The sequence below is a fragment of the Curtobacterium sp. MCSS17_007 genome (genome assembly GCF_003234175.2).
Classification (GTDB): domain Bacteria; phylum Actinomycetota; class Actinomycetes; order Actinomycetales; family Microbacteriaceae; genus Curtobacterium.
Map to the genome: position 1 here is coordinate 1993299 of NZ_CP126257.1, position 23763 is coordinate 2017061.

Genomic DNA, 23763 nt, shown 5'->3' on the forward strand with positions numbered 1-23763 from the left:
AATATGAGCTACGGCATAAGCTTTGTCAACACGATTTAATAGACGTAGATCAGGGAGCAGCGGCAGCGGGGATGAGCGGCCGGACGGTCTATCTCGACGCCGTTGCTCATCATGAACAGGTCGTCTATGTCGATCGTCTTGCCGATAAGCGGGGTGCAGAGAGCGCACGCACCGGCCAGGCCGTCCCAGGTCTTCTTCTTCGCTCCGGTGGCCTTCGCGTAGAGCTTGTAGCCCGTCTGGTAGGCGTTCACCGGTTCGGTCTGCGCGATCAGTTCGGCGCGTACGGGGTTGTTGATGATCTTGAAGAGGCGCTGCTTCGCGAGCGTCGCGTCCTCCCCCAGGCTGATGCTCTGGGCTACGGCCTCGCGGATGAGCTTGCGGGTCGTGACGGTCGCGCCCTTGACGAACGTGGCCACGTGGAGACGTGCGGCTTCCAGGACGGCCTCGTCGAGCGTCGAGAACCCGGCAGGGATCTCGTAGATGAACTCGCCTGCCAGAGCGCCAGTCGCGATCAGTGAAACGATGATGTCAAGCACGGCGGCTGTGAGCAGTTGTTCCTCGCGGGCCCACGCCGGGTCGTCGTTGTTGAAGACAGGTCCCGAATCCGCGCTGATCGGTTGCGGCAACCGCGTCCAGTCGACGTAGCCGGCGGCACGCGTTCCAAGCTCGAGCAGGTACTCACCCATGGCTGTCTGCATCATGGCTTCCAGTTCGAGCAGAGCACGGAAGGTGTCCTCCGACTGCTTGTAGCTGTCCTGCCACTCTTCGGTCGCCCGGATCTCTACGTGCAGCTCTTCGGCGGTCCTAAGGATCTCGTCGCGACTTGCCATACAGCTTGTCCCTCAGGCTGGCGAGAACGCCGCGCGCTCGTTCGACAACCGACGCCTTCTTGTCGGTCGGGTTCTGTTCGTCGTCAGGCGCGTCCTCGTCGTCCGGACCATCCGAAGCGGGTTCGCCATCGTCCTGTGCGGCTTCATCTTCTTCAGGGCGTTCAGGAAGGCGCAGGATGCCTCGCAGGTACGCCTCGTCTTCGGAAGTAGGAACGATCATGCCCGCGTCGACCAGGCTCTTGAGCGCTGCGGCCAGTTCGGTCAGGCTCTCTCCGTCCACGTCACCGGCTACCAGCTTCGGGTACTCGGTCACGTTGAAGTTGCGGTCCACGATGTCCTTGATCACGTACCTGTTGAGGGTGTCCGCGATGTAGTCGGCAATGAATTTGACGTAGTGCTCGAAGATCGCCAGTTGAGGTTCTCCTACGGCGCGGGAACCGCTGCCGCTGGTGGACCCGAGGTTCATGAACTGAGCAAGCACGTTGACGGAGATCTGCCGGTCGTGGTGCTCAATCGACGGCATGGACTCTTTGAGTGTCTTCGCCTGCATGTCCATGAAGTCGATGTTCCAGCCGTCAGGCTCGGTGATGTGACCGATCTCGCTTGCGCGAAGGTCTTCGGCCGCACGTTCGGCGGCAACGATCTGTTTGGCCTCCGCGTTCTTCGGGTGCTTGATCTTCACCACGCCGAGTCCCTGCCGTTCGTGGCCGATCGCGTCGATCTGGTAGAGCTTGTCCTTGTAGTAGTAGTGCTTGTACGCGGAGCGCAGCACGCTCACGCCTTCGAAGTTGTCGCCCTCCTGTTCGTTGGTGAACACTACGAGCTTTTCAAGCGGGATCGAAATGTCTATGCCGCCCGGACCGGTCTGAGTGATGCCCGGCTTCCCTGCCGCTTCCCATTTGGTGATGCTGGTCTGCTTGCGGAACGCGAGCTTGCTCATGTACACGCGGTTTACGCCGTGCACGGGACCGTAGGAGAGCGCCTTCTCGAACGCGGCGAATCCGAACTCAAGATGAGTCAGGATCTCGCCGAGCGTCGTCTTCCAGCGCAGCACGTTGAACATCTGATCGGTGATCATCTCCGCCACCTCCAAGTCCTTCGCCTCTTTGGACGCGGGCTGCACGTGGTAGCTGAGGGCCTTAACCGGCTCTTTCACGACGCGGAGGGACATCTTGACCGTGGCGTCCGACCGGCGCATCTCTTCCCAGACTTTCGGAGCCCTCCGGCCCATCAGCTCGAAGTTGTATTCCTCGTTGGTGATGATGCCGTTGAAGATCTGAGTTCCGGACTGTCCGGTCTCTGGGTAATCTTTGCGGGTCGGTTTCTGCTTTGTCGCCATCTGCTTGTAAATATGAGCTAGAAGCGCTTATTTAACAAGCCCCCAGTCATCGTCGTGCCGCGGAATCCGCCGTCGTCTTCGTCGTCGCTCTTCGGCGATTCGTAGGCGAAGTCCTGAGGGCGGTTCTTGTCCACCCAGTAAGCGGCGAGCAGGGCGTCGGAGTAGTCGGGCGACCGGCCGAGGCGCAACTTGAGTTCGGGTTTGCTCTCGATAATCGTCTGGCGCTCTTTGAACTTGACCTTGTGCGCCGAGAGGTCCTTCTTGTACTCCTGCAGGTGCGGCACGTCCTCGAAGAACAGCAGGGTGCCCTTCTCCAAGTCGGTCGCGATGTCGGAGTAATTCTGGGACCTGATGTTGTTGAACAGCGCGATGCTGTCCTTCTTCTGAGCTGGCGTCGGATCGTCGATGATCACGCCGTACTTATCGAGCACGCGTATGCCTACGGTCGAACCGGCGATGAACGCCTGGACGTAGAAGCCAAGGCGGTTGCAGGCGTCCAGGACGCCCGAGCCGATACCCACGGCGTCGATCGCCGCGTCCTCGTAACCGCCCCCTCGCGACTGCACCCAGTCGATGAACTCTTGCGCGATGAAGGTGTCGACGTCGAAGTGGGGATCATCCTGCGGGATCTCAAGCCGCTTGGAGTCGACGACCACTCCGCCCTTGAGCTCGGTGAAGATACAGCCGTCCCCGCCCCTCGAAGGGTCGCACCCGAACGCCGACCTGGCGTTGCGGTCAAAGTCGTCGGTCGTGCGGATCTTGTGCGAGGCGATCAGTTTGCCCTCGTCCTGGTCGAAGTCCCAGTCACCTTCGAGCAGGCGCCGGCGCTGAGCAGGAGGGAGGCTTCTAAGCGTCTCGATGTAGTTGCGGGGAAGGAACGGGTTGTCAGTCGGCAGGGACTTGATGAAGACACGCTTCGCCCCGTCCACGTAGAGCTTTCCGCCGATCCACACGTCGCCGCGCGGCCATGACTGCATGTCTCCACCGCCCAGGCGTTCGAACACGTCGTAGTACTGCTCCCGCGCGAAGTTCTGAGACGGGTTGCAAGTCTGGATCGTCTTGCCGGTGATGTCGTACTCGCGGTTGAGCTTGCGGTTGACACGTGACGCGAACGCGCGCACGGCCCGCTCGTCCAGTTCGCCGATCTCTTCGATGATCGCGTGCGTCAGAGGCAGGGAACCGAAGCGGTCGTAGTTCGGATCGGACGGCGCGTACGCGAGGTCGTGCAGCGTGATCGCGCTGCCGTTCTTGTAGTAGATGCCGGGGTTCGGGGAGCCGGGAGCCTTGTAGGTGAAGTCATCCTTGCCGATGCCGAGGTAGAGGTGCGCTTCGGTCAGCAGGGTCGCGACGGTCGTCTTGCCGAGGTTGGAGATCTCCTTGCGTCCGAGCCCGATAGTGATGCCCGGGAACTTGCGGCACTCGATCGCCGCCCACATAGTGACGAGCAGACTCTTGCCGCCGCCCGCGCCGCCTCCGAAGAGCAGGTCGACCACGAACGGGTCGTTGAGCACGTTGAAGGCGAGAAGCTGCTTAGGCCCCAGTCGGATGTTCGGCATCGTGCGAGTTCTCGACGACGGTGATCGTCAGTTCGTTGTTTCCATAAAGGCCGTCCGGGTTCACTGAGTGCTCGACCTTCTCAGTGAGCTTGCCCTTGAGCTTGTAGGCCAACAGAAGCGCCTTCGCCTGCGCGTCGTGGTTGGGCGCGTAGTACCAGACGACGGTCACGCCCGTCATCGGGTTCGTCTCCGAGTTGCGCGGCGAACAACCGGCTTCAAGCAGGATCTCCCTGATCCGTTCTTGCGGCACCCAGATGGGAAACTTGGCCGATTCGAGCTTCTGCGCGTTCAGCAGCTCGTGATGCTTCGCCAGCAGGTCGATGTCCGGCAGAAACGCTTCCATCGCTTCCTTCCACTCCATCGTGCGGGTGAGGTTGCTCGGGTTCTTCGCTGTGGCATCCGAATACCCGGCGCGGCGCATGGACTCGGAAACGCTGACTTTTCCATGTCCTTCCACGTAGATCTGAATTGCTTTCGTTTGCATAGGAGTCGCCATATCTACCCCTATTAACGCACAAGCGGAACGATTAGAAAAGAGCGGTTTTCATTGACCCCTAATCGAAAAAACATCGTCCGGCCTGCGGCGCTTATCTACTTCGAGTCCGGGTGTTTTGTGATAAGAGAATCCATAGGGCCGCGTGCCGTCCGGATCAGTCCTGGGCGAGCGCTTCTTTTGCCACCTGCTGGACAGACTTACCTTCAGCAGAGGCGCGCTCCCTTACGTCGTCGTACGTCTGCACCTCGGTCTCCTGGAAGACCAGGTTCAACCGCCGCTCCGCCCGCAGCTCAACATGCGTGTAGTCGTCGGGGTGCGCCCAGAAGCAACGCTCGCAAGCTGATGCGTCACGGATCGTCCAGTTGGGGCAGTGCTCGCACGACCAGGACTTCGCGCGGTTGTCCGGTGCGCACAGCGGCATGAAGTCCTCGAGCAGCATCTCGGGCTGGTCCCCCGCGATCGCAAACGGTACGCGGTGGTCGGCCTGCAGCACCCTTCCCGCGAACTTGCCCTGGCACACTTCGCACTTGAAGCCGGTGCTCTCTTTCACGCGGTCCGTGAACGCCTTCGGAAGCACCACGCGTCCCGCGCCGTCCTCGTTGGCTTTGCCGTCGAAGGTGTAGCTGGCCATCCGCTTGCCGCCGACGTTCACCATGACCGAACGGACGCCCGCTCCGGCGTCCTTCAAGTCGCGCGCCGCACGCGGCGGGTGGTTGTACCCGAGCTTCGCCAGCTCGTCAGTAGTGATGGCGCCGTGTTCGAGGATGTGGTCGCGGACTACCGCCGCCCGCTTCGACATCTTGAGGCCCTTAAGCCATGTGACCTGTTCGGGGGTAAGTTGAAGCGGCGCGTTAACTGACACCTGATCATCATAGTGATCCGGTTCAATTAGGCGTCAGAAGAGCGAAGCTTGATCCGCCGGCTCTACGTCAATCCGCGCGTCGATGTTGTCCTCGCCACCAAGACGCTGCACCAGCGCAGGGCTGATGTAGAGGGACTCGATCGACATCTCGCTGCGACCGCTCAACGTGGCCTGTGACGAAACCCCCACGACTACGTGGCGATGCGTCAGTCCGAGTTCGTCCGGAAGCTTGAGACCGTACTTGTTGTCGTCGCGCACCACGTCGTAGGACACGATGAAGCTCACCTGGTTGTCCACCGCCCGTTGGAGCGTTTCGACGAACGGTTCGCGGCGAAGTCCCATCAAGTAGCGGCTGTCCGGCACGTCCGTCGTTCCCTGGTACGGAGGATCCATGTAGACCAGGGCGTCACGCGGCGCGTCGACGAGGAACGGTTCATAGCTCTCGCTGTGAAGCTCGGTCCCTTGCATGAGCCGTGACGCTTCGAACACTCGCTGCTTGATGTTCGACGGCTTGGCCCCGAGCCGGCGGTGGTCGGCGCTCTGGTTGAAGGCGCCGTTCTTGGTGTATCGAACGGCCGCCTTGACGACCCGGCAGAGCAGGTAGAGCAGCAACGTCGGGTCCTGCGACCGATTGAAGTCGTCACGTACCTGCAAGAAGTAAGCGCGCGCATCCTCTTGTTGTTCGGTCCACATCCTTGAGTAGTCGTCCACGAGCCCTTCCGGGTCGTCAATGATGCGCTGCCAAAGGCCCATCAGCGGCCCGTTGACGTCTGACAGACTGACGTCGCCCGCCAACCCGTAACGGCGCGCGGCCACCGAGATGGCAGCGGAACCCGCGAAGGGCTCGATCAGCCGGGTGGGGCCGCCATCGGGGAAGAGCGAGAGGATCTGAGCGCTGAGAGCGCGCTTCGAGCCCTGGTAGGGGAAGGCTTGCGGCACGCTGCGCGGTCCGTCAGTCTTCCAAGGCTCTCGGCGGGCGGCGGTCAGCGAGGTCATCCGACCATCCTACGAGCAGCGCGGAGGGTGGACGAACGCGCCCGTTGGGGCGGTGCCGTCTCCAAGTTGACCCTGTCTGCGAGGATGTTGTTGATGAGGCTCGTGATGGTTTGGTCGCGGTCCTCCGCCTCTCGCACGAGGCACTCGTACACGTCGTGCCGTATACGTACGTTGTGCGCGGGCGCGGTTTCAGTCGCCATGAACAACCCTTCTTCTAGCGAGCAACCGTAGCGCAGGCTTGCACGTCAAGAAAGAAGCGCAAGGTACATGTGCGTCGGGCTTGGCGACTGATTCGAACGTTTCTGACTTCCACAACGTGTTCTGTAATCGACGTCAATAGACGGACTGCGGACGCACGGCGACCATTGACGGATGACGACATTCGATATGGCCGACTGGGGCAGACGCAAACCCGACGAGGGTTTGTCGACGGAGCAGGCCGTCATGGCCTTCTTCCCGCTGGCTTCGGACCTGAACAGCGGCACCGTGCTGAACTACTTCCCCGCGCAGCCCGCCCTGCACCACCTGCAGCTCTCCATGGACACGATCGACGGGGGCAACCCTGTCGCGTGCTTCGACGAAGAGCTGATCCGGCGCGCATGGGAGTTCGGCTTGTGGACGCAGCTGGTCCCGGCTGACGAGTCCTACCTGGTCGAGTCGACGATCTACGCGCTCGAGGATCTGAACTTGGGACGAGGCCCGTACCCGGAAGAGCGCATCGTCCGATACAGGCGCGAGTCGTGAACCAGCTGGGCTGGCTGATCGAGTGGGGACGCATCGGCCACGGCCTGTCCGGCACCTTCCAAGACCAGCTGACGGGCCGACGTCCGACCGTCGACAGGAACATCGTCGCGGTCCTGTTCCCCGCATACCCGAGCAAATCGCACGTCCGTTTCCGCAGCTACGACGCTGCCGAGTGGCAGGCCTGCTACGACGGGCGCATGATCCGATCGGCCATACGTCTCGGCTACGCCGTCGAGATCAGTCAAGAGCCCGACGACACTATTCCTGAAGAGAGCCACCAGTCGCACTGACTGAAACCAAGCGACCCCGCGTCTGGTGTCCCGAACCTAGGCGCGGGGTCTTCCCATGCGCAGGATCGCGTAGAGCGCCTGTCTCAGGTTGAGGCGCTGCGGGACGAGATCGGCCGCGTTCTGCGCGCCCTGCCGCCCGCCCTTGAGGTACTGGAAGAACGCGAACACGGCAGCAGCCTGAGTCAGTTCGATATTGCCGACGTCCGGATGGAAGCTGCGCCACACTCCCCCGTCCGGATGCACCCGCGCTTCCCACTTGAAGCCGTTGCCGATCATCCAGGCGTTGACGGCGAAGTGGTCGTCGTCAGTCACCTTCAGGAATCCAGCCATACTCGACGATCTGTTCGATCTCGATGGCTTCGGCCGTGCGCATGGCGATCTCGAAATCCAAGGCTTGGATGATCGACAGCGCCTGACCCTTCGCACGGTCGCTCGTCCAAGATGCGAGCCGAGAGTAATAGTTGGAACGCTCTTTCAACTGCTCCATCGTGAAGACCTCGGGGTCGGCGTACAGGTGCAGGTAGTGCGTCGCCTCTACGTGGATGGAAGGGTACGAGGGGAGATCGAACGCTTCAGTCGGGTAAAATGGAGGGCCGGATTCCGCGCTCACTGCTCCGCTCCCTGGCGCGTTCCGAAGTGAGCGACGACGTAGTTGCAACCGTCCTTCGGGTTCTTGGCTATGCCGAAGCCGACGTCCTGGTAGTTGCCGGTCAGGACCGCTTCATGGGTGGGGCTGGCGATCCAGGCGTTGACGACGGAGCTAGTGTCCGGCCAGCACTTCGCAAGGTTCTCCCCCGCGACGCTGTAGACGTACCCGGCTTTCGCGAACCAGTCCCATGACGTAGCGCCGAGGCGGTTGTGAGCCCAATACTGATTAGCCACAAGATCGTCGGCCTTGGCCTGAGCCGATTCGGTCAGCTGAGGGTCTAGGAACAGCATCGCAAGATGCTTGCTCGCCCGGTACTGGTCAACGAGCTCCAGTGCGCCAGGCACCGTCTCGGCAGCTTGCTGCGGGCGGGCCGTGACTGCCGCCGCCGGTGTGACCGCGGGCTCTTGAAGTTGGTTCTGAAAGTTGGTGACGGCCTGGACCAGAAGCCAGATGCCGAGAACGATGAGTGCGCCGCACCCTGCCGCTATGAGCAGCCCGTAGTCTTTGTCCGATAATTTCCTTTGCACGTTGATGTTCCTTCTTTAGTTGTGAATATGACGATCGACTGATCGCATGGACGCCGGCAGAGCCCAAGACAGGGAACTGCCGGCGAGTGATTGAACTGGCCATAATGAGAACTTAGCTCGAAAGCATTGTGCCGCCGCAGATCACTCTTTTGGCTGCCCTTCAATCACTTGGTTGAGCGCGCTGTTCTTAGGTATCTCTCCGTTCGACAGTGCGCCCATGTGATGAGTCGATGAAAGGTGCGATCAAGCGTATGAGTGTCGGCAGATTCGTCGGGGTTTGACCCGAAGTCGTCAGTGTCGTCCCGGGTGAACCGGCCCGCAAGTAACTAACTCACGTCCCTGGACATCCGTCCTCTCGGCGAGGATGACCGTTGAATCCCGCCTTGGCGATCGCCTAGTTATACCTACCAGCTCTCTGGCTGTCTCCGTCTGCCGACGCTACTACGCTTGATTGTTAAGTCGTTCTTTCGAACTGCCCTCATTATGCGCCTTGGTACTGAATAGTCAACCCTATTTTTAGGAAACAGTAGGAACATCGGGAGTCGCATTGTCGGCTTCGAGTTGTATGACGTATTGCCAATGCTCCGGACGCGGCAGGTAGGTGAACCGGACTTGATTCGATCCGCCGTTCGTTTCGACACTGAGCGTTCCGTAGTTGAGGACCCTGCCGAAGATGCCGCCTATGAGCGCGTTGGACCGCGTGACGCGCACCCATTCGGATTGCTCGTCGCGGCTGGTGAACGGCGTGACCCAGTTCTTGACCGTGATCCCGTTCTCAGTGAGTTCGACGTAGCTGAGGCCGTACACGTAGATAAGGACGATCGAGATCGCGGCGGTCGAGAGGATGGCCAGGGCGGCGATGCCGAGCACGAGCATCTGATTGATGCCGGTCTGTTCGAGCATGGTGCCAAGCCCGGACCAGAAGATCCCGATCACGCAGAGGCCGGCCAACGCGATGATCACGTAGCCGATCCAGTGCTTGTAGATGCGTACGGGTAGCTGTTCCATGACCCGAATGTGACAGAACCCGACAAAAAGTCAACGTGCCCCTATGCTTGCCCCATGACAGACAAGATGACCCCGCGCCAGATCAGCAACGCTCTCCTGTGGGGCACGATCGGCTCGCTGATCGCTTCGTTCATCATCGCGCTGCTCGGCAGGCTCTCTACCGACGTGGCCGACAACGTGATCGGCGCGATTGTGGCCATCATCATCTTCGTGCTACTGATGATCTTCGCCAACCGGAAGATCGTGCCCGCGCTGGAGACGGGCGACTACTCGCTCTGGTACTCGTTCCTGTTCACGATCGGCTACCCTTTCCTGGCCACCGGCATTTGCATCCTCGGCGTACTGACCGCGTTGTCGCTCGCCGATTTCATCCGGGCATAGAGCCCCCCTTCCCTAGCAGCAGGGACCAGACGGGCGCGAAACCTTCAGCTGCTCTCTAAGACCGTTCCTTTTCCCGAGTACTGAGTGAGAGCAACCGGACCGCTTGTGAGCACCGCATAGACCAGGACGACGTTTAGGGGGCAATCAGATTTTTTACCGACGCCGGTAAAAAATCCATCGGAGCCTGGTTTTAGCGCTGACCGCAAAGTCCTGACTGCTGCCTTGGCTTCGTACTGCGAGGGGTTACGGCGTGCAATCTGTTGCTAAAGTATTTGCATAAGGGAACAGAACTGGTAAAATAGAACCAGTTGTGAATGGCGAACAGAAGCTCCGAGAGATCGGGGCTTTCTTAATGGCCGACTTATACCCCCGTGAGCCAGTTGTTGTGAATGGCAAACGGTTGCTACTATCAAACCACGCCGACCGCATGCCGGTCAATATTGAACTATGCAAAGCGCCTGTGCTCGTGCATAATCAAGGCATGACAGCTCCCCGAAAACCAACACTGTTCGGCTGGCACCAGGTGCCCGAAATGAAACGGCCGCAGAAGTTCATAGACGCCGACCTGGCAGAGTTCCAAACGAAAAAGGGTGGACATGGACAGAACTATCAGTCACAATTGGTGAAGAAGATGGAGGAAGCGGCTGCTCGCAGGTCGAAGAAACCGGATTCATCTGCCACAAAAGAGTAGCCCCGCTGGCGAGCGGGGCTTTTTCTATGTCAGAGTGCGATTGATACGGCGGCGAAGAGCAGCGACAGAACCGTCAAGAGCCAAAGCGTTTCGTTCTGTTGCCAGTATCGTACGTTGAGTCTTTTCGTCCTCGGACCGCGGGGCTTTCGTCCCAGGGCGCTCAAGTCGAGAATCTCGCCGGTGGCGGTATTGACGATCACGCGGCCGCCTGCAGTTTGTCTTTGACCTCGCCCAACAGCGCGACTTCGTTCAACGAGTCCATGTCCAGCTGATCAAGCATGTCGTCTATGACGAGCAACAGCAATCCTTTTTCATCTTCACTCAACGTGATGGTTATCATACTTCTTGTCCTGTTTAGTTATTACCCTTTCATTATGCGCTTCCGCGCCGTAATAGTCAACCCTATTTACAGAGGTCAACCGAAGAACAAGCCCGTAAACTCGGGAAGCGTGCACGCGTAAAAAAGGTCCTTCACTTCATCCCTGCCCCGCTCGATGATCGTGCGCAGCTCACGGGCGCGCTGCTCGTCCGGCGCGATGAACACCACGCGCGGAAAGAACGTCATGCTCCCCTGCTCGTACGCATGTGCGTATCGCTTGAGCTTGTCCTTGATCGCGTCCTGGCGTTCGGTCCCCCGGTCGGCTTCGATCCAGAGTTCGACGTTCCGCCGCTTCACGTGGTCGCCGGCATCAACGTAGTAGTCGGGCCTCAGTTCGGCACCGGCCACTACCCTGTGCGTGTGGGGTTCTGTGTCGTAGCGGTCGATCGTGATGCGGCCCGCCTGTTCCGCCCGGACCAATTCCACGTGCACGTCGGCAATGGCGAGCGTATGCAGGTTCACCGAACGATAAGGCCAATACTTGCCCGGACGTCCTGAGAGCGCGTGTCCGGCGCTTCCGAGCTGATAGACGTACTGACCGCTGCCCGAGCCGTTTCCGCCCACTGGACGGCGTTCTACGAGCTTCACGTAGTTGTGATCGATGAGCCGGTGCATGGTCCGCCACTGCGGAGTAGGGCTCTTCACGTCCGCGAAATGCATGGCCGCTATGTGTTCGGAAGCAAGCTGTCCGAAGCGTGCAATAGACAGCACGATGAGGCGGTCACGGTCGAGGATGATCATGGGGATCACTATGAGGGAGCCAAGTACGCGTGTCAACGGCCGCCCGATCCCCGCGCCAGCGCGGATGCGCCGTGGCCCGAAGTCCACAACAGGTCCACGTCCATCTCCACACCCAGAGGCCGTCATGATTTATCCACAGCAAAACGACTTGTTTGCGACATAAAAGCGTTGACTATTGAACGACCATAGTCCACACTATTGCACAGACGAAAGCGGAACGCCGATAGCAAGTTCGACAGCCTGTAGTCACCGCATATTTAACAACCAGGTCATGCAGCGGCAAGGGCGCACGACGCACTGGACCGTCAGTCCTTCGGCCCGCTGAAAGTGAAACGCGCCTAAGTACCGCGTGTCTCTGCGTCTCAGTCCCTTCCGCCTACCGCATGTGTCAGAAGGGACGCCCTTGCGACTGCATGACTACATATCAAAAAGGGGGAAACGAAAGGCTCAAACACCGAATGAATCGAGAACACCAGTGGAACCTGCCACCCAAAGTGAAGGGCTCCACGCTCAAGAAACTCCACCACAAGCTCGACCCGTCTTTCATAGAAGCCCTCGACGGCCTCTCGAAGCGGGAAAGCGAGCGTACCGGCCGCAAGGTATCGAGAGGAACCATCCTCACCGACCTCAGCACCAAGGACTCAGCGTTCCACCGCCAGAAGCGCGCCGAACTGCGACGTCTGTACACACAACTTAAAAAGGAACTCACCACCGATGCAAGCACTCACAACAACCCGAAGGAACAAGAACGAACGTAGTCGAGCCACGGAAGCCCGCCTGGACCGCCGCATGGCCGCCTCAGCGCCCCGCTACCAGCCACGACGACGATCGTTCGGCAAGTCACCCCAGCACTCACTAGCACGCTCTCTGAGCAAGGCCCTCGTATGGACGACGATTCAGTAGGCAAGAAGACGCCGGAGTACCTGGTACCGCCGGTCATCGCCAAAGCGCTGATCAGCATCCAGTCGGAACTCAAGGCTCTTACCAAGAGCGCTGCGAACGACGCCTACGGAAGCAACTACGTGCCGCTCGACGTGGTGACAGAGAAGGCGCACGAGCTGCTGTCCGCCAGGAAGATCGCGGTGATGCAGCCGATGATCACCGACGAACACGGCCACGCAGCCCTCGAAACGATCCTCGTCCACGAGAGCGGCAAGAGCTTCATCAGGACCACCAAGCTCGCCATACGGGAGATCGATCCTCAGAAGCACGGCTCTGCCGTCACCTACACGCGCAGGTACGCCTTGATGGCCATGATCGGCATCACGGCGAAAGAAGAGGATGACGACGGCAACAAGGCTGCGGGTGCCATCGCGCCGGTGACCGAGGAACAGAAGGGCCAGATCGAGACGCTTCTGAAGCACCTCAAGTGGCCGAGGAAGAACATCGCGGCCGAGGTCTTCAAGCTCAAGTCCCGGGACTCCGCCGCACTGGCGATCATCAACTTCGAGAAGATCGTCGCCGAGAAGATGCGCGACGTCGAGTCGGTGAAGAACGCCACGGCGATCGAAGTCACCGAGGACCCCGACACGCTGCCGATAGACGACAGCACGCCGGTCGGAACGCTCGGAGCCCGGCTCAAGGCGCTCAAGCTGGCGAGCCCGTCCTACGAGAACAAGGTGGTCAAGTCGGCCACCGGCAAGCCGTTCATGGCGAACGTGAAGACGCCGGAGGACTTCAAGAAGCTTGACGAGTACCTGGCAGCGCTCGAGAAGGGCACCTACCACCTGCCAGCAGAGTTCTACGCGCCGTCGGACGAAGAGATCATCGTCGACGAGCCGGTCGCGTAGGACCGCACACACAACTGAATAACGGGCCGAGGCCCAGGAGAACAATCCACATGAGCAAGCCGCTACAACAGCGCACGTTCAACAACATCAATCGCTACATCAAGCAGGTTGTGAAGGAAGGCTTGTACAAAGCCGAGAAGGTCGCCGAAGTTACTGGCGTCAGCGTGTCCACCGTCCGGGCCATCAAGCGCCTCAAGACGTGGAAGGCGTACCAGGCATACCTCTTGGCCCGACACACGAGCCGCAAGACGACGCCGGCCGAACAGACGCTGATCAACGACCTCAAGGAGGTTCAAGAGAACCCCGCCGAGCACGAGTACGTCACTCTGAAACAGTTCAATGATGCGGTTGCCAAACTGTCCGGTGACGTCAGCAACGCAAAGTCCGTCGCGAACATCGCCAACGGCAAAGCGGACGCAGCCGTCAAGAAGAGCGAGCAAGCCTTCAGCGCGGCCGACGACGCATCTACCCGCGAACATCAGAACAGCGGCATCCTCTGCACGATCATGCAGCGCAAACCGGGATGGTTCCGCCGCGTGCAAGTCGAGACGTCCGACCGCTGATGAAACAGCTCGGTTTGCTCGAAGGCTCGAACATCTTCGGAGACGAGGTGCCGGAGAAGCAGCCGGACCCGTATCGGACCGCTGATGGCGAGATACGGGCGCTCCCCTCCAAAGCGATCCTCTGGTACGTGAAAGAGCACGGCCTGACACTATGGGCGACCGGAGCGTGGCCCACGATCTACTTCGTCACCGAAGATGATCAGCAGCAGGGCGTGACGATTGGAGAGATCGTCGAGGACTACCAGGCGCGGGACCACAAGAACAACCGCGCCTAGCACCTACCTATCGCTCGCCACCGAACAGTGGCGGCACACGAACACCAGGACGTCAAGGGACGGGTCGCCGTTGAGTGCGTGAATGAAGCCGGGTTCCATCCTGCGCTTCAGACACAGCGAGCAGTAGTACTGATCCAGCCCTCTCGACTCCATGTACGCGACGACACGGCTCCTGACAGTGTCCGGCATACGGATCGCCTGCCTGGTCGGCCGACGGCCCACGCGCTGCGCAATGAGGCGCTGCAGCTGACGCTGGGTAATCGACAGCGAGAGCTCTTCCTTGATCCACGCGGCACTCATGCCCTTGGTCTGGGACAGGTAAAGGATCTCGTCGATGTCGTAGTCGCGCGCCATTAATACTTACATTTAATCACAGGAGGTCATATGACCCTAGTTATCGGACTACTCTTATCAGTCTTCCTCGACATCACCGCGCAATGGGTTTTGATGCTGACGCACTCGCAGTTCTCAGTGCCGGTCGCGCTCGTCGTGGGAACACTCAGCGGTCTCGCTGGCATGTCAATCGTCGTCGCGGCGACGAGGTAGCACATGTCGCAATAGCGTCGGATCGTCAAATGTATATTTCCCGACGTTAGCAACAGGGGTGACGCGGCGTAGTTCTGCGAGGACACATTTTGTCGGCCTGTCAATTAGCCGAAACGAACGACAGAACGAACGAAATGTGTCATAGCTACGCCGCCAGCCCACCATGTGACGGACTTGTCAAAACCTTACCCGACTCGCACTTCTCCACAGGCTCATGCAACGAATCGTTCGGCGCGGCAATAACATTCAACCGTTAGTGCTGTACAACGCGCCGGACGATCCGGTCCAGGAGCGGACCATATAACTAAACAGGAGAATCATGAATGAGCGAACAACTTGCCGAAGGCCGGCATCTTGACCTGAAGCAGAAACCCAACTGGGGCGTACTGCTCGAAGAAGCGCTCGAAGCTCCCGGGCAGCTGAGCGACACGTACAACCGCTTTTACCCGTACAGCTTCCTGAATCAGATCGCGCTTCGCATGCAGGGAGCGACCGAGCCCGTGGCCACCTACAAGAAGTGGCTTGAGATGCAGCGCCAGGTGCAGCGCGGGGAAAAGGCGCTAGCCATCCTCCGCCCGATCGTCGTCAACAAGGAAGACGAGTTCGGCTTCCAGGAACGCAAGGTGCGCGGATTCAAGTGGGTCAGGTGCCTGTTCCAGTACTCGCAGACCGAGGGCGAAGAGCTTCCGCCCTACCGACCGGCCGAGTGGAGCCGTGAGCGCGCGCTGGCCAACCTGGCGATCAAGGAAGTCGCCTTCACCGAACTGAACGGAAACATCCAGGGCTACGCGAACGAGAACGACGAGCTGGCGATCAACCCGGCAGCGCGCTGGCCGCTCAAGACCACGATGCACGAACTCGGTCACCTGGTGCTCAAGCACCCGAAGTGGAGCGAGGAAGAGTACCAGCAGCACAGGGGCATAGCGGAGTTCCAGGCGGAAGCGACCGCCTACCTGACGATGAACGAAATCGGGGCACGGGATCAGATGAACCCTGCCGAGAGCCGCGCCTACATCCAAAACTGGTTGAAGACGACTACGAAGCCCGACGAAGGGCAGATGCGCTCCGTGTTCACCGCTACGGACAAGATCCTGAAAGCGGGGCGCGATGAGTGAGCAGGAGCCAATTGCACCGAATTCGAGGGAATTAGAACCTGACGTCACGTCGATGACCGAAGCCGAGCTGATCGAACTCGGGACCACTCTGCCGTCAGCCGTCACCGCACTGGGCGAACGGGCAATGGACGAGTATTTCAAGCGACGAGGAGAGGTGATCAACAGGGCGATGGAAGAACGGAGGAATGGCGAGCATGACTGACGAGATTGATGAGATCGTGTACAGATGCTTTGTACAGGGACAGTACTGGGGAACGGCAAGTGGCATCGGTGACGAAGAGAATAAGTTGAATCCCGACTACGAGCCCGACGAACCAATAGACCGCACGCAAGCGGTCGAAGCGATCGTGGCGATCTTCGAGCAATACAAGGACGATCAAGAGGGTACGGAATGAGCCTACCCACCCCTACCCACTCGGACCTTCCTCCGATGGAAGACCCTATCGAAGACATCATCATCTTCGTGAAGAAGTGGCTCAACAAAATCCGATTGTCGTTCCTCAATGAAGATGAGATAATCGGCCCAGGAGAGCCTATGGTGATCCGCACCGATTACGGGACGCTCAGGATGCAGTTCCTGCCGCTCGAATCGGAACCCGACTTGAACAAGCTGGCGAGGCAGTATCGCGCTGAAGCGGCACTACGGGCTGCAGAGCGTTCCCGCCGTCAAGTCATAAGGGCAACTCAGCAGCTGTGGGCCGTGCTGGCCGCCAACAGGCGGTTGAAAAGCCCACGTAACCGGTAAGCGTCCGCCGAGGACGTACGTCGCGACAAGCGGCCGGTTCGCACCTTTTCAGGATCGGTTCGACAGTCAAGCCGCGACGAGTGGCTGATATTGAGGAAAGCTAGGCGAAACGTTACGCCGATGAGGGCGGGTGCGGAGACGGCCCGCAAGGGGTTTCCACGGCTCCTATATGCCTCCGCGGTGCAGGGTTCTGAAAAGCCCCTGCCTCTCGCGGCTTTGACTGCCGGACTGATGCCGATCGCCCGATCACCGCCCGTTTACTGGTGGTGCTCTGAACCGCAGTGACCGGGCGTTCGGCGCGCACGAGCTTTTCCACCTGCTCGTGCGCCCGTCATAGGAGAACCGAACGAATGGAACGAAAATCATCCCGTCACCCTGAGAAGAAGCCCGACGAGGCGCTTCTGCTGCTGGGCGACATCTACGGCGACCAGCCGGACCACGTGCTCGAAGAGCACGTCAAACACCTGTCGGAAGAAGACCGGCAAGTTGAACTGGAACTCAAGTACCTCGAACTGGAACAGGTGGCACGGGGCCCGATGGCCTACGTCCCGACCGACGAGTTCGAGATGATGCGAGCCGTCTGGGAAGACGACACCGACGAGCAGATCGCGGAACGCATCAGCTACCTGCGCGACCGTCACCTGACCGTGCTCGGCCACTACGCGGTGATCCGCGCGGTGAAGACCATGCGCTCAAAGGACGACGAGTCATGAGCGAGAGCAGCGAGAAGGGCAAGAGCCTGGAGAACTACATAGCGAAGACGCTTCAGAAGAAGCTCGGCGCCCGCGTGAAGCGCGATGGCAAGTCCGGCGCGGGCAGCCATCAGAAGATGGACATCAGCGACTACTTCCGGGACACGCCGTTCGACATCGAAGCGAAGAACCACAAGACGATCAAGCTCGGCGAGTTTTGGGGACAGACGGTCGCCGGAGCGAGCATGGGGCGCGTTCCCCTGCTGGTCGTGCAGCTCAAGGACGAGCCGCTGGCCGTGCTGAGGTTCGACGACCTGGTGAACATCGTCGCGGAACTGAAAGAGGCCAACGAGACGATCGCGGATCTGCGCCGGCCGATGAGTCACGACATCCCACGCACGCGCGAGGAAGTGTTGGAACAGATCGAGACGGTGTTCGCGCCCGCCAAGAAGGACGACGACACCAAGACGTGCCGCAACGGCCACATGATCGCGCCGGGCCAGACGCGTTGCCTGGCGAAGGGCTGCCAATACTCGTTCGGGTACAAGGCCAAGAAGATCAAGAAGTAGGTCACGGGCCTACTGCTGCGCCCGGACTTCGGACGCGGCTCAAGCCCATGATCCGAAGAGGTGCCACCATGCCGCAAGGCATCCTGATCCCCGTAGAAGAAGCCGAACCGCTCCGCGTGGTCGAGCTCAAGAAGGTGTCCGACTACCAGGCCGCGATCGGAGGGTGGGTCGAAGTCGTCGACTTGGACTCCCCCGAAGCGTCGATCTGGTTCGACGAGGAAGGCAAGCTCAAGAACCTGCCGCTCAACCGCCGCGCGTCCCTGATCCTGTGGATGCACAACCCGGCGTTCCGCGACCGGGACGTAGTGAAGGGACCGGCCATCGTGCTCGGCCCCGGCAACGAAGACGGAGAGACGCAGGACGTGCCTCCGGAACTCAAGATGCTGCTCACGGTCAGGGAGACGCTGCGCGTCGAAGTGCAGACGGCCGACAACGGCGAAGCCTGGAACATCAACCAGCGCCGGTTCCCCGACTGGGTGGACGCGTACAACTTCGCGCTCGCCCTCTCCGACCGCTGGATGGCGGTCGAACGGGTGCGAGTGGTGCCCGAGTGATCATGGAAGACCCGTCGCGTCAGCGGCGGGTTTTCACGTCCAATTGAAGAGCCCCCTGTCCGCGAGATCGGTAACCTCAAGCGGACAGGGGGCGGGCGGGTGATCAGGACCGGATCAGTCCTGCTGGCTGGGACGAAAACCCTTGCGTCGTCCCCGGAGGCCGTCGGCGTTCTTGAGAACGTCGTTGATCTTCGGGGAGAGCTTGTTGAACTCTTCCAGGGTGACGACGATCTGCTGGGTGTCCCCATTGCGGATCTCGAGAGCGACGAGGTTCCCCGCGTCCTTGAGGCCGGAGACCTCTTCGGGCAGGGCGTCGAACTGAACGGGCTCGTCCAGCTGCGGGTGGCGTCGGACGACGACCGTGACGAACTTCTCGTCGGCGTCTTCCTTGCCTGACAGGTCCGACACGCGGACCGACCGGTAGGCCATTGATCTTTCCCTTCTAGTTGCGAGCGAGCACGCGCCGTGTCGCTGCCCTTATTGAGACATATTCAATGACTGCCGTAAATTGTAGTTAATACAACAGTATTAGGCGACCTCTGTTGGTACAATAGAAGCTACAAATGAACACGTTCGATCTCGCCAGCTACGTGGAAAAGTCGGCCGCCGCCAGCGGCGTTCCGTTGCGCGTGCTGGACCAGGGGGCTCTTCGAGAAGTCGCTCAGCTGGTACTCAAGAGGTTGCGGCCTCGACCTTAAATGTCCTCGTCAGCCGGGGTCGACGGCTCCGCTGCTTGCTCGGGGAACAGCATCTGCTCCAAGTCCTTCGACTGCTCCATCTGCTCCGCGTAGTACGCCTCGTTCTCAGCGTCGATCCGGTGTCCGTCGCGCATGACGACCCCCAACCCTCCGTGGATGCTCTCGTTCCACTTCTTCTGGTTCTTCTGGATCTCAATGAGGGCCTTGGCAGCGTGGTGCACGGTCTTCAGTTCGACCCAACGCCGCGTCTTGTAGACGGACCAATCGAGCACGACCTTCGAGACGCGCTCCGCGCCCCCGACGCCCTTGTACCTAACAAATCCCTCGTGACGATCCGGAAGGTCGCTCTTCTTGCGCGTCATGCCGCTGTCCCAGAGCGTCCTCCACTCCTGGCCGGGCGCGAGGACCGGAATCACGTCAGGCATGGCCACCGGCTCCGTCGAACCGAAAGCCGTGCGCCTAAGAGCCGGGGTGATGTCGGTCCGCACGTCGAGTGCCGCCGTCTGGCCGTAGTTCTTGATGACGAGTTCGATCAGCACTTGCGACGCGCTGCTCGGTTCGGTGTACATGACGACATACGGCTGACTGCGTTCAACCTCAAGCTCGGCAACTTGCTTGCGAGCTTCCTTGCCCTCGTCGATTTGCTTCCGGGCATAAAGGGCAGCTGCCAGGGCCACGCCGAACGTTAGCACGGCGGCAGCGGCCATGATCCAGTCCGTGACTGACGGCCCAGTGCCCTGAACAGCCTCCAGAAGCCTCTCGAAGTCTCGTTCCGTCACGCCTGCGATCATGTAGCGATTCTGGCAGTTCTCGGCCGTCAAGGCCCGCACAGCCCCTCTCAGAGGGGTATCGTTCGTGCTTCGTCCAGATTCTTTGACTCGTCGAGGAACAGCACACCGCGCGTCGCCCGCGACACCGCACCGGGGCGCACGGTGCCGGAGCCGCCCCCGATGAGCGACACGGCGGACGCAGAGTGGTGGGGTGCCTCCCACGGTGGCCTCGTCGTCCACGAGGCCACGCCGTGCCCGGCGACCGACCGGACCGCCGCGACCTCGAGGGCGGCTTCCTCGTCGAGGTCCGGCAGCAGCCCGGGCAGGCGCTCGGCGAGCATCGTCTTGCCCGCACCCGGCGGCCCCACGAGCAGCGCGTGGTGCCCACCCGCGGCGGCAGCGACCACCGCGCGGACCCCCACCGGGTTGCCGATGACCTCCGCGAGCTCGGCGGCAGGTGACCGCTCGGGCAGGACCGGTGGGGCGGTGACCGGCTCGACGTCGACCGGGGGCAGCAGCGCGCCGGCGTCGATGGCGGCCGCCCGGAGCGAGTCGACCGCGCGGACCTCGACACCGTGCACGAACCGCGCCTCGTCGGCGTTGCCAGCGGGCAGGACGACCCGGTCGACACCGGCGTCGCGGGCAGCGAGCAGCATCGGGACGACACCGGGCACCGGCCGGAGCCGCCCGTCGAGCCCGAGCTCACCGATGTAGACGACGCGCTCGCTCACGCGCGGTGCGACGTCCGCCCCGGCGAGCACCGCCATGGCGATGGCGAGGTCGAACCCCGACCCTCGCTTCGGGATCGCGGCCGGGGTCAGGTTCACCGTGATCCGTCGCGCGGGCAGCGGAGCCCCGGCGTTCGCGGCAGCGGCACGGACGCGTTCCCGGGCCTCCCCCAGCGACGTGTCCGGCAGTCCGATGATGCTGAACGCCGGCAGCTGGCTCGTCAGGTGTGCCTCGACCTCGATCCGTCGGCCGGTGACGCCGAGGAGCGCGACCGCGGCCGACCGGCCGATCCCGGTCACAGGATCCCCTCGAGGTGCTCGACCCCGACCCGGTCGCCGTCGACGTGCACCGCGACGGCATCGAGCCGGATCGCCGCTGCGTGCACTCCCGGGTGCGCCGCGAACCACATCGGGACGAGCTGGCGCAGCCGCGCGGTCTTCGCCGGCGTGATCGCCTCGAACGGGTGACCGGTCGACACCCCCGCCCTCGTCTTCACCTCGATGAACACGAGCGTCGGGCCGTGCCACGCGACGACGTCGATCTCTCCGCGCGCACACCGCCAGTTGCGTTCCACCAATCGGTACCCGTGATCGGTGAGCCATTCCACCGCGTGGTCCTCGCCGTACCCGCCGAGTGTTCGTCGTTCCATGTCGTCGCCTCCGTCGACAACGATCCGCGACGACAGCCTCCGCCGAAGTTCCGGAGGGCCGATCTGTGGAGGAGCACGACTGGAGGAAATGCTGTGCAGGAATGACGAGACCCCGGGTGATGCGTGATCACCCGGGGTCTGGAACGACAGCGTCAGTGCGCGGCTGCGTAGGCTTCCTGCACCTGCGTGGAGATACGGCCGCGGCTCGAGACCTCGTAGCCGTTCTCCTTCGCCCACTCGCGGATCTTCGCGAGCTCTTCGGAGTTCCCGCGCTTCGGCGACGACTTCGGCGCGGAACCGCTGCCGCCGGAACGGCGACCGGACACCTTGCGGGCCGCTGCCACGTAGTCGGAGATCGCTTCGCGGAACTTGTCCACGTTGTCGTCGGACAGGTCGATCTCGTAGTTGGAACCGTCGAATGCGAATTCCACGGTACGGCCTTCGCCGGCGGCGATGGGCGAGTCGTCGAGGTCGTCGACGAGCTGGACGGTGACCTTCTGTGCCATGTCGTGCTCCTGGGTCGAGGGGTGGTGGTCCCCATGACGACGAGTCACGGGGAAAGGATCTCCACCACCGTAGCGCGACAATTCCAGGAATGTCACCGGAATGCCGCCGCGTCGCTATTCCGACAGGAAAGCGACGATCACTCGTCGAGCGCGAGTTCCTTCGGGAGTTCGAGTTCGCGACTCGTCAGTTCTTCCACGTTCACGTCCTTGAACGTGAGGACGCGGACGGACTTCACGAAACGGTCGGAGCGGTAGACGTCCCAGACCCAGACGTCGTTCATCGTGAGTTCGAAGTAGAAGTCGTGCTCGGTGTCCCGGCGGACGAGGTCCACCTCGTTCGCCAGGTAGAACCGGCGCTCGGTCTCGACCACGTACCGGAACTGCGACACGACGTCGCGGTACTCGCGGTACAGGGCAAGTTCGACCTCGCGGTCGTAGTCGTCGAATTCGTCGTCATCCATCGCCCGCCCAGTCTACGGCGAGTCGACGGACCGTGGACGCAGCCGGTCAGCCCGCGACGGGGAGGTCCTGGAGCGCGTCGAACCCGTCGAGGGCCATGCTCGACGCCTGGTGCAGCCAGCTCTTCCGGTGCAGCGCATGCGCACCCACGGCCCGGATGCCGTCGTAGTGCGCGGCCGACCCGTACCCCTTGTTCGACGCCCATGCGTAGTGCGGCGCGTCCTCGTGCGCGGCGACCATCAGCGCGTCCCGCTCCACCTTGGCGACGACCGACGCCGCGGCGACGGACGCGCAGTCACGGTCGGCCTTCACGCGGACCACGACGTCGAGCGGGGCGGCGGACGGCGGGACCGCCCGGGACAACCAGTCGAACGACCCGTCCAGCACGACCACCGCGCCGTCGAGCGAGAGCCCGTCCTGCACCAGGGCCCCGAGGGCCGCAACGCCCGCCTGTCCGAGCGCCGGCACGATGCCCTGCTCGTCGACGACCTGCGCGGACGCCATGCCCACGGCCGTGCGCGCCCAGCGACGGACGACCGGCACGAGTTCCGTCCGACGTGTGGCGGTGAGTAGCTTCGAGTCGGCGAGGCCCTGCGGCACACGCGCGACGTCGATCGTCACGGCAGCGACGCCGACGGCGACCGGCCCCGCGATCGCACCGCGGCCGACCTCGTCCATGCCGATCACGGTGACCCGTCCGGCACCGAGCAGCTTCTTCTCGACGCGCAGGGAGGGCCGGACGACGGTCACCGGTCCTTCTCCTCCACGCCTGCGAAGACGTCCGGGTAGTCGTCGAGCCAGGTCCACCGGCTGGTCGGCCACGAGATGACGAAGGCGCGCCCGGTCACGTCCGACAGCGGGACGAAGCCCTTCGACGGGGTGTCGCGGTTGTACCGGGAGTCCTTCGAGTCGTTCCGGTTGTCGCCCATCACCCAGATGGACCCCTCGGGCACGGTCACCGAGAACGGATCGGCCGAGGCGGGGGCACCGTCGGGCAGGAGCGTGTACGGCTCCTTGATCGGCACCCCGTTGACGGACATCTGCCCGAGGTCGTTGCAGCACGACACCGTGTCGCCCGGCAAGCCGATCACGCGCTTGATGAGGTGGTCGTCACTGTCGCCGGTCCCCAGGCCCACCTGCGTGAGCAGCCAGTCGATCGCCTTCGCCGGCTGCGTCGTCGGCGCGACGCTCGGCACGTCCGTGCCCGCGAGCCATCCGCCCGGGTCCTTGAACACGACGACGTCGCCGCGCTTCAGCGACACGACGTCCGGCACGAGCTCGTTCACGATGACGCGGTCGTTGATCTGCAGCGTGTTCTCCATCGACGCCGACGGGATGTAGAACGACCGGATCAGGAACGTCTTCACGAGGAACGACACGAGCAGTGCCGCGAGGAAGATGATGACGAGGTCCCGCAGGAAGGTCAGGACGCCGTTCCCCTGCTTCTCCGTCCGCGGGCGGCGCCCCGATCCTTGCGTCGTGTCCGTCATTTCCGCTCTCGTTCACGTCCGCACCCGACGAGTGCGGAGACCCTGCGCCACTGCGGGCGCGCACAACGGGAAAGCCCCCCGTCGATGCACAACCGTACATCGACGAGGGGCGTCCAGCGGCACC

The 23763-nt window shown here is 61.8% G+C and carries 36 protein-coding genes; 15 read left to right on the forward strand and 21 right to left on the reverse strand.

The window, feature by feature from the left end; translation table 11 throughout:
* Nucleotides 1–35: 35 nt before the first annotated feature.
* The 6 genes from DEJ22_RS09380 to DEJ22_RS09405 all read right to left on the reverse strand — a co-directional run bounded on the left by DEJ22_RS09380 (nt 36) and on the right by DEJ22_RS09405 (nt 6079).
* Complete coding sequence (locus DEJ22_RS09380; RefSeq protein WP_146241685.1) at nt 36–830, reverse strand: phage minor head protein; 795 nt, start codon at nt 828–830, stop codon at nt 36–38.
* Complete coding sequence (locus tag DEJ22_RS09385) at nt 805–2169, reverse strand: phage portal protein family protein (protein WP_111226296.1); 1365 nt, start codon at nt 2167–2169, stop codon at nt 805–807. The genes DEJ22_RS09380 and DEJ22_RS09385 overlap by 26 nt, the downstream gene beginning before the upstream one ends.
* Nucleotides 2170–2186: 17 nt before the next feature.
* Nucleotides 2187–3725, reverse strand: coding sequence for a hypothetical protein (locus tag DEJ22_RS09390; RefSeq protein ID WP_111226297.1), 1539 nt, complete (start codon nt 3723–3725; stop codon nt 2187–2189).
* Nucleotides 3700–4209 carry a hypothetical protein gene (locus DEJ22_RS09395; RefSeq protein ID WP_146241686.1) on the reverse strand — a complete coding sequence of 170 codons (510 nt, stop codon included), beginning with the start codon at nt 4207–4209 and terminating at the stop codon, nt 3700–3702. The genes DEJ22_RS09390 and DEJ22_RS09395 overlap by 26 nt, the downstream gene beginning before the upstream one ends.
* 166 nt (nt 4210–4375) lie before the next feature.
* The gene (locus DEJ22_RS09400) at nt 4376–5083 is read right to left on the reverse strand and encodes an HNH endonuclease signature motif containing protein (RefSeq protein ID WP_146241687.1); all 708 of its coding nucleotides are present in this window, start codon (nt 5081–5083) and stop codon (nt 4376–4378) included.
* Between the two features lie 33 nt (nt 5084–5116).
* The gene (locus DEJ22_RS09405) at nt 5117–6079 is read right to left on the reverse strand and encodes a DNA adenine methylase (protein WP_111226300.1); all 963 of its coding nucleotides are present in this window, start codon (nt 6077–6079) and stop codon (nt 5117–5119) included.
* 372 nt (nt 6080–6451) lie between these two features.
* On the opposite strand from DEJ22_RS09405, the gene DEJ22_RS09410 reads away from it, so the two are divergent.
* Nucleotides 6452–6823 carry a hypothetical protein gene (locus DEJ22_RS09410; RefSeq protein ID WP_111226301.1) on the forward strand — a complete coding sequence of 124 codons (372 nt, stop codon included), beginning with the start codon at nt 6452–6454 and terminating at the stop codon, nt 6821–6823.
* Nucleotides 6820–7113 (forward strand): hypothetical protein, encoded by a 294-nt coding sequence (locus DEJ22_RS09415; RefSeq protein ID WP_111226302.1) that lies wholly within the window; start codon nt 6820–6822, stop codon nt 7111–7113. The genes DEJ22_RS09410 and DEJ22_RS09415 overlap by 4 nt, the downstream gene beginning before the upstream one ends.
* A 36-nt stretch (nt 7114–7149) precedes the next feature.
* Here DEJ22_RS09415 and DEJ22_RS09420 read toward each other — a convergent pair whose 3' ends face one another.
* From DEJ22_RS09420 to DEJ22_RS09435, 4 genes are all read right to left on the reverse strand, one after another.
* Complete coding sequence (locus DEJ22_RS09420) at nt 7150–7425, reverse strand: hypothetical protein (protein ID WP_111226303.1); 276 nt, start codon at nt 7423–7425, stop codon at nt 7150–7152.
* A complete protein-coding gene (locus DEJ22_RS09425) occupies nt 7418–7723 on the reverse strand; it encodes a hypothetical protein (RefSeq protein WP_111226304.1) in 306 nt (101 codons plus the stop codon). Before DEJ22_RS09425 ends, DEJ22_RS09420 begins: the two co-directional genes overlap by 8 nt.
* The gene (locus DEJ22_RS09430; protein WP_111226305.1) at nt 7720–8289 is read right to left on the reverse strand and encodes a CAP domain-containing protein; all 570 of its coding nucleotides are present in this window, start codon (nt 8287–8289) and stop codon (nt 7720–7722) included. Before DEJ22_RS09430 ends, DEJ22_RS09425 begins: the two co-directional genes overlap by 4 nt.
* Nucleotides 8290–8805: 516 nt before the next feature.
* Nucleotides 8806–9297: a YdbT family protein gene (locus tag DEJ22_RS09435; protein ID WP_111226306.1), complete on the reverse strand. Its 492-nt coding sequence runs from the start codon at nt 9295–9297 to the stop codon at nt 8806–8808.
* A gap of 54 nt (nt 9298–9351) precedes the next feature.
* On the opposite strand from DEJ22_RS09435, the gene DEJ22_RS09440 reads away from it, so the two are divergent.
* Complete coding sequence (locus tag DEJ22_RS09440) at nt 9352–9678, forward strand: hypothetical protein (RefSeq protein WP_111226307.1); 327 nt, start codon at nt 9352–9354, stop codon at nt 9676–9678.
* Between the two features lie 352 nt (nt 9679–10030).
* Complete coding sequence (locus DEJ22_RS09445; protein ID WP_146241688.1) at nt 10031–10369, forward strand: hypothetical protein; 339 nt, start codon at nt 10031–10033, stop codon at nt 10367–10369.
* A 196-nt stretch (nt 10370–10565) separates the two neighbouring features.
* On the opposite strand, the gene DEJ22_RS09450 is transcribed toward DEJ22_RS09445, so the two are convergent.
* Together DEJ22_RS09450 and DEJ22_RS09455 are read right to left on the reverse strand one after the other, a co-directional pair.
* Nucleotides 10566–10709 (reverse strand): hypothetical protein, encoded by a 144-nt coding sequence (locus DEJ22_RS09450; RefSeq protein WP_181430681.1) that lies wholly within the window; start codon nt 10707–10709, stop codon nt 10566–10568.
* Nucleotides 10710–10784: 75 nt separating this feature from the next.
* Nucleotides 10785–11489 (reverse strand): replication-relaxation family protein, encoded by a 705-nt coding sequence (locus tag DEJ22_RS09455; RefSeq protein WP_181430682.1) that lies wholly within the window; start codon nt 11487–11489, stop codon nt 10785–10787.
* Between the two features lie 458 nt (nt 11490–11947).
* On the opposite strand from DEJ22_RS09455, the gene DEJ22_RS09460 reads away from it, so the two are divergent.
* From DEJ22_RS09460 to DEJ22_RS09475, 4 genes are all read left to right on the forward strand, one after another.
* Nucleotides 11948–12247: a hypothetical protein gene (locus DEJ22_RS09460; protein ID WP_146241689.1), complete on the forward strand. Its 300-nt coding sequence runs from the start codon at nt 11948–11950 to the stop codon at nt 12245–12247.
* Nucleotides 12248–12373: 126 nt separating this feature from the next.
* Nucleotides 12374–13279 carry an ERF family protein gene (locus tag DEJ22_RS09465; RefSeq protein WP_111226309.1) on the forward strand — a complete coding sequence of 302 codons (906 nt, stop codon included), beginning with the start codon at nt 12374–12376 and terminating at the stop codon, nt 13277–13279.
* A gap of 50 nt (nt 13280–13329) precedes the next feature.
* Entirely contained in the window at nt 13330–13842 is a 513-nt protein-coding gene (locus DEJ22_RS09470) for a hypothetical protein (RefSeq protein WP_111226310.1), read from the forward strand.
* Nucleotides 13842–14117 carry a hypothetical protein gene (locus DEJ22_RS09475; RefSeq protein ID WP_111226311.1) on the forward strand — a complete coding sequence of 92 codons (276 nt, stop codon included), beginning with the start codon at nt 13842–13844 and terminating at the stop codon, nt 14115–14117. The genes DEJ22_RS09470 and DEJ22_RS09475 overlap by 1 nt, the downstream gene beginning before the upstream one ends.
* A gap of 3 nt (nt 14118–14120) precedes the next feature.
* On the opposite strand, the gene DEJ22_RS09480 is transcribed toward DEJ22_RS09475, so the two are convergent.
* A complete protein-coding gene (locus DEJ22_RS09480; protein ID WP_111226312.1) occupies nt 14121–14471 on the reverse strand; it encodes a hypothetical protein in 351 nt (116 codons plus the stop codon).
* A gap of 515 nt (nt 14472–14986) precedes the next feature.
* Here DEJ22_RS09480 and DEJ22_RS09485 point away from each other — a divergent pair.
* From DEJ22_RS09485 to DEJ22_RS09515, 7 genes are all read left to right on the forward strand, one after another.
* Nucleotides 14987–15778, forward strand: a complete 792-nt coding sequence (locus DEJ22_RS09485; RefSeq protein WP_111226313.1) for an ArdC-like ssDNA-binding domain-containing protein — start codon at nt 14987–14989, stop codon at nt 15776–15778.
* Nucleotides 15771–15980: a hypothetical protein gene (locus DEJ22_RS09490; protein WP_146241690.1), complete on the forward strand. Its 210-nt coding sequence runs from the start codon at nt 15771–15773 to the stop codon at nt 15978–15980. Before DEJ22_RS09485 ends, DEJ22_RS09490 begins: the two co-directional genes overlap by 8 nt.
* Nucleotides 15973–16173 (forward strand): hypothetical protein, encoded by a 201-nt coding sequence (locus DEJ22_RS09495; protein ID WP_146241691.1) that lies wholly within the window; start codon nt 15973–15975, stop codon nt 16171–16173. Before DEJ22_RS09490 ends, DEJ22_RS09495 begins: the two co-directional genes overlap by 8 nt.
* Before the next feature lie 35 nt (nt 16174–16208).
* The gene (locus tag DEJ22_RS09500) at nt 16209–16523 is read left to right on the forward strand and encodes a hypothetical protein (RefSeq protein WP_111226315.1); all 315 of its coding nucleotides are present in this window, start codon (nt 16209–16211) and stop codon (nt 16521–16523) included.
* Between the two features lie 350 nt (nt 16524–16873).
* Entirely contained in the window at nt 16874–17236 is a 363-nt protein-coding gene (locus DEJ22_RS09505) for a hypothetical protein (RefSeq protein WP_111226316.1), read from the forward strand.
* Nucleotides 17233–17784 (forward strand): putative PDDEXK endonuclease, encoded by a 552-nt coding sequence (locus tag DEJ22_RS09510; protein WP_111226317.1) that lies wholly within the window; start codon nt 17233–17235, stop codon nt 17782–17784. Before DEJ22_RS09505 ends, DEJ22_RS09510 begins: the two co-directional genes overlap by 4 nt.
* 68 nt (nt 17785–17852) lie before the next feature.
* Complete coding sequence (locus DEJ22_RS09515) at nt 17853–18338, forward strand: DUF3846 domain-containing protein (RefSeq protein ID WP_181430683.1); 486 nt, start codon at nt 17853–17855, stop codon at nt 18336–18338.
* A gap of 114 nt (nt 18339–18452) precedes the next feature.
* Here the strand turns inward: DEJ22_RS09515 and DEJ22_RS09520 are convergent, their stop codons facing one another.
* From DEJ22_RS09520 to lepB, 8 genes are all read right to left on the reverse strand, one after another.
* A complete protein-coding gene (locus DEJ22_RS09520; RefSeq protein WP_111226319.1) occupies nt 18453–18767 on the reverse strand; it encodes a hypothetical protein in 315 nt (104 codons plus the stop codon).
* Between the two features lie 265 nt (nt 18768–19032).
* Nucleotides 19033–19827 carry a DUF8453 domain-containing protein gene (locus DEJ22_RS09525; RefSeq protein ID WP_146241692.1) on the reverse strand — a complete coding sequence of 265 codons (795 nt, stop codon included), beginning with the start codon at nt 19825–19827 and terminating at the stop codon, nt 19033–19035.
* Nucleotides 19828–19874: 47 nt separating this feature from the next.
* Complete coding sequence (locus tag DEJ22_RS09530; RefSeq protein WP_258379545.1) at nt 19875–20834, reverse strand: ATP-binding protein; 960 nt, start codon at nt 20832–20834, stop codon at nt 19875–19877.
* Nucleotides 20831–21184 (reverse strand): YraN family protein, encoded by a 354-nt coding sequence (locus tag DEJ22_RS09535; RefSeq protein ID WP_111226321.1) that lies wholly within the window; start codon nt 21182–21184, stop codon nt 20831–20833. Before DEJ22_RS09535 ends, DEJ22_RS09530 begins: the two co-directional genes overlap by 4 nt.
* Before the next feature lie 152 nt (nt 21185–21336).
* On the reverse strand, nt 21337–21690 hold the full coding sequence (locus DEJ22_RS09540; RefSeq protein ID WP_111226322.1) for a histone-like nucleoid-structuring protein Lsr2: 354 nt from the start codon (nt 21688–21690) through the stop codon (nt 21337–21339).
* Nucleotides 21691–21827: 137 nt separating this feature from the next.
* On the reverse strand, nt 21828–22151 hold the full coding sequence (locus DEJ22_RS09545; protein ID WP_058730091.1) for a DUF2469 family protein: 324 nt from the start codon (nt 22149–22151) through the stop codon (nt 21828–21830).
* Nucleotides 22152–22197: 46 nt separating this feature from the next.
* Nucleotides 22198–22899, reverse strand: coding sequence for a ribonuclease HII (gene rnhB / locus DEJ22_RS09550; protein WP_111226323.1), 702 nt, complete (start codon nt 22897–22899; stop codon nt 22198–22200).
* Nucleotides 22896–23639: a signal peptidase I gene (lepB, locus tag DEJ22_RS09555; RefSeq protein ID WP_111226324.1), complete on the reverse strand. Its 744-nt coding sequence runs from the start codon at nt 23637–23639 to the stop codon at nt 22896–22898. The genes rnhB and lepB overlap by 4 nt, the downstream gene beginning before the upstream one ends.
* Nucleotides 23640–23763: the final 124 nt, after the last annotated feature.

What these genes read in the sequence shown, in the direction of transcription:
- DEJ22_RS09475 (WP_111226311.1), top strand. Translation starts at nt 13,842, where the DNA reads ATGAAACAGCTCGGTTTGCTCGAAGGCTCGAACATCTTCGGAGACGAG.
- DEJ22_RS09455 (WP_181430682.1), bottom strand. Translation starts at nt 11,489, where the DNA reads ATGATCATCCTCGACCGTGACCGCCTCATCGTGCTGTCTATTGCACGC.
- DEJ22_RS09515 (WP_181430683.1), top strand. Translation starts at nt 17,853, where the DNA reads ATGCCGCAAGGCATCCTGATCCCCGTAGAAGAAGCCGAACCGCTCCGC.
- DEJ22_RS09490 (WP_146241690.1), top strand. Translation starts at nt 15,771, where the DNA reads ATGAGTGAGCAGGAGCCAATTGCACCGAATTCGAGGGAATTAGAACCT.
- DEJ22_RS09395 (WP_146241686.1), bottom strand. Translation starts at nt 4,209, where the DNA reads ATGCAAACGAAAGCAATTCAGATCTACGTGGAAGGACATGGAAAAGTC.
- DEJ22_RS09405 (WP_111226300.1), bottom strand. Translation starts at nt 6,079, where the DNA reads ATGACCTCGCTGACCGCCGCCCGCCGAGAGCCTTGGAAGACTGACGGA.
- DEJ22_RS09460 (WP_146241689.1), top strand. Translation starts at nt 11,948, where the DNA reads ATGAATCGAGAACACCAGTGGAACCTGCCACCCAAAGTGAAGGGCTCC.
- DEJ22_RS09495 (WP_146241691.1), top strand. Translation starts at nt 15,973, where the DNA reads ATGACTGACGAGATTGATGAGATCGTGTACAGATGCTTTGTACAGGGA.
- DEJ22_RS09450 (WP_181430681.1), bottom strand. Translation starts at nt 10,709, where the DNA reads ATGATAACCATCACGTTGAGTGAAGATGAAAAAGGATTGCTGTTGCTC.
- DEJ22_RS09385 (WP_111226296.1), bottom strand. Translation starts at nt 2,169, where the DNA reads ATGGCGACAAAGCAGAAACCGACCCGCAAAGATTACCCAGAGACCGGA.
- DEJ22_RS09465 (WP_111226309.1), top strand. Translation starts at nt 12,374, where the DNA reads ATGGACGACGATTCAGTAGGCAAGAAGACGCCGGAGTACCTGGTACCG.
- DEJ22_RS09440 (WP_111226307.1), top strand. Translation starts at nt 9,352, where the DNA reads ATGACAGACAAGATGACCCCGCGCCAGATCAGCAACGCTCTCCTGTGG.
- DEJ22_RS09525 (WP_146241692.1), bottom strand. Translation starts at nt 19,827, where the DNA reads ATGATCGCAGGCGTGACGGAACGAGACTTCGAGAGGCTTCTGGAGGCT.
- lepB (WP_111226324.1), bottom strand. Translation starts at nt 23,639, where the DNA reads ATGACGGACACGACGCAAGGATCGGGGCGCCGCCCGCGGACGGAGAAG.
- DEJ22_RS09470 (WP_111226310.1), top strand. Translation starts at nt 13,330, where the DNA reads ATGAGCAAGCCGCTACAACAGCGCACGTTCAACAACATCAATCGCTAC.
- DEJ22_RS09500 (WP_111226315.1), top strand. Translation starts at nt 16,209, where the DNA reads ATGGAAGACCCTATCGAAGACATCATCATCTTCGTGAAGAAGTGGCTC.
- DEJ22_RS09390 (WP_111226297.1), bottom strand. Translation starts at nt 3,725, where the DNA reads ATGCCGAACATCCGACTGGGGCCTAAGCAGCTTCTCGCCTTCAACGTG.
- DEJ22_RS09380 (WP_146241685.1), bottom strand. Translation starts at nt 830, where the DNA reads ATGGCAAGTCGCGACGAGATCCTTAGGACCGCCGAAGAGCTGCACGTA.
- DEJ22_RS09545 (WP_058730091.1), bottom strand. Translation starts at nt 22,151, where the DNA reads ATGGATGACGACGAATTCGACGACTACGACCGCGAGGTCGAACTTGCC.
- DEJ22_RS09540 (WP_111226322.1), bottom strand. Translation starts at nt 21,690, where the DNA reads ATGGCACAGAAGGTCACCGTCCAGCTCGTCGACGACCTCGACGACTCG.
- DEJ22_RS09485 (WP_111226313.1), top strand. Translation starts at nt 14,987, where the DNA reads ATGAGCGAACAACTTGCCGAAGGCCGGCATCTTGACCTGAAGCAGAAA.
- DEJ22_RS09410 (WP_111226301.1), top strand. Translation starts at nt 6,452, where the DNA reads ATGACGACATTCGATATGGCCGACTGGGGCAGACGCAAACCCGACGAG.
- DEJ22_RS09445 (WP_146241688.1), top strand. Translation starts at nt 10,031, where the DNA reads ATGGCCGACTTATACCCCCGTGAGCCAGTTGTTGTGAATGGCAAACGG.
- DEJ22_RS09520 (WP_111226319.1), bottom strand. Translation starts at nt 18,767, where the DNA reads ATGGCCTACCGGTCGGTCCGCGTGTCGGACCTGTCAGGCAAGGAAGAC.
- DEJ22_RS09480 (WP_111226312.1), bottom strand. Translation starts at nt 14,471, where the DNA reads ATGGCGCGCGACTACGACATCGACGAGATCCTTTACCTGTCCCAGACC.
- DEJ22_RS09435 (WP_111226306.1), bottom strand. Translation starts at nt 9,297, where the DNA reads ATGGAACAGCTACCCGTACGCATCTACAAGCACTGGATCGGCTACGTG.
- DEJ22_RS09535 (WP_111226321.1), bottom strand. Translation starts at nt 21,184, where the DNA reads ATGGAACGACGAACACTCGGCGGGTACGGCGAGGACCACGCGGTGGAA.
- DEJ22_RS09510 (WP_111226317.1), top strand. Translation starts at nt 17,233, where the DNA reads ATGAGCGAGAGCAGCGAGAAGGGCAAGAGCCTGGAGAACTACATAGCG.
- DEJ22_RS09505 (WP_111226316.1), top strand. Translation starts at nt 16,874, where the DNA reads ATGGAACGAAAATCATCCCGTCACCCTGAGAAGAAGCCCGACGAGGCG.